Origin of the sequence: Olsenella uli, assembly GCF_016900775.1 — a bacterium.
Classification (GTDB): domain Bacteria; phylum Actinomycetota; class Coriobacteriia; order Coriobacteriales; family Atopobiaceae; genus Thermophilibacter; species Thermophilibacter uli_A.
On sequence record NZ_JACJKN010000037.1, the window covers coordinates 1 to 1,429 of the forward strand.

Annotated in this window: 1 protein-coding gene; it reads right to left on the bottom strand. The window is 71.1% G+C overall.

Going from position 1 to position 1,429, the window contains the following annotated elements:
- Positions 1-58: 58 nt before the first annotated feature.
- A complete protein-coding gene (locus H6A23_RS11205; RefSeq protein WP_204832253.1) occupies positions 59-1,324 on the bottom strand; it encodes an IS256 family transposase in 1,266 nt (421 codons plus the stop codon).
- Between the last annotated feature and the right edge of the window lie 105 nt (positions 1,325-1,429).

Here is a 1,429-nt window from a genome sequence, read left to right on the forward strand (position 1 = left end):
GGTAGTGTCGCGAAAAGTGGTGTAGGGGCCTCCGCCCGGAATCTCTGATGAGCCGAACCTACGCCGCCGTCGCCCCCTCGTCAATCCCCGAGAGCGCCGCGATTCTCGAGCGAGCCCTCGTGACCTGCCCCTCGGTCGGCTCCGGGACGGGCAAGAGCTCGCGCTCCCACAGGCCCTCGATCGCGGACGGCTCCATGTACCTGCGGCTGGACCAGTCCTCGGACGCCTCGCAGCACACCGCCCCCACCAGGCGGATCAGCGCCTCCTCCGACGGGAAGCTCTGGACCACTCGCGCGCGACGCTTTATCTCCCGGTTGCAGCGCTCCTGCACGTTGTTGGTCCTGATGCGGCGGCGGTGGGCCTCGGGGAAGTCGAGGTAGGCCAGGGCGTCGGCCTCCGCCCCCTCCATGATCCTCCCGGCGTCGGCCGACAGCGACGAGATGACGCCGCACGCGGCCCGGTAGAGGGCCCGGACCCTCGCCGGGTCGTCCTCGTCGAACACGGCGTGGAGCACCCTCCCGGCGGCGGCCCTCTTCGCGCGCGTCGGGCACGCGTCGATCACGTCCCGCTCGAGGTGGACGACGCAGCGCTGCCAGGCCGCGCCCGGGAAGAGCTCCCTCACCGCCCGGGCGATGCCGCCGTGGGCGTCGGAGGTCACGCACTGCACGCCGGAGAGCCCGCGCTCGCGGAGGCCGCGCAGGAAGCCCTTCCAGCTCGCGTAGGACTCCGCGTCGACGCACGCCAGGCCGACGACCCTGCGCACGCCGTCCTCGCCGACGGCGATGGCCGTGACCACCGCGGCCGTGGCGCCGTGGCCGTTCCGGCGGCAGGGCACGTAGGTCGCGTCGACCCAGAGGTAGGGGAATCGCATGGGCGGAAGCTGGCGCGAGCGCAGCTCCGCCACCTCGGCGTCGAGCGCCGCGCAGATGCGCGACACGGCGTCCTTGGACAGCCGGTCGGCGCCCATGCGCTCGAGGACCTTCCCCACCTTTCTCGTCGAGACGCCGAGCGCGTACATCTCGGCCACCGCGCAGATCACGGCGCGGTCGACCCTGCTCCACCTCTCGACCAGGCCGTCCGGGAAGTAGGTGCCCTGGCGCAGCTTCGGTATCCTGAGCGTGATGGTCCCGACCCGCGTCTCGAGACGCCTCTCTCGGAACCCGTTCCTCGTCGTGCCGGTCGCCTCGCAGGCGGCGTCGGCCTGGGCGGCCATCATCTCGTTGACGCCCGCCTCGAGCAGGGCCCTGGCGAGGCCCGTGAGCCCCTCGCCGCCCTCCTCGGCGAGCCCGAGCGTCGCGAACGCGTCTTGCGGTACAGTGTCCATTGCGGTCTCCGTTCCCTCGAATCCTTCTCTTGGTCGAAAGAGATTCTAGGACGGAGGCCGTTCCTAATTCAGGTCTCCCTTACACCACATTTCGCGACGCGATCC

What these genes read in the sequence shown, in the direction of transcription:
- H6A23_RS11205 (WP_204832253.1), bottom strand. Translation starts at nt 1,324, where the DNA reads ATGGACACTGTACCGCAAGACGCGTTCGCGACGCTCGGGCTCGCCGAG.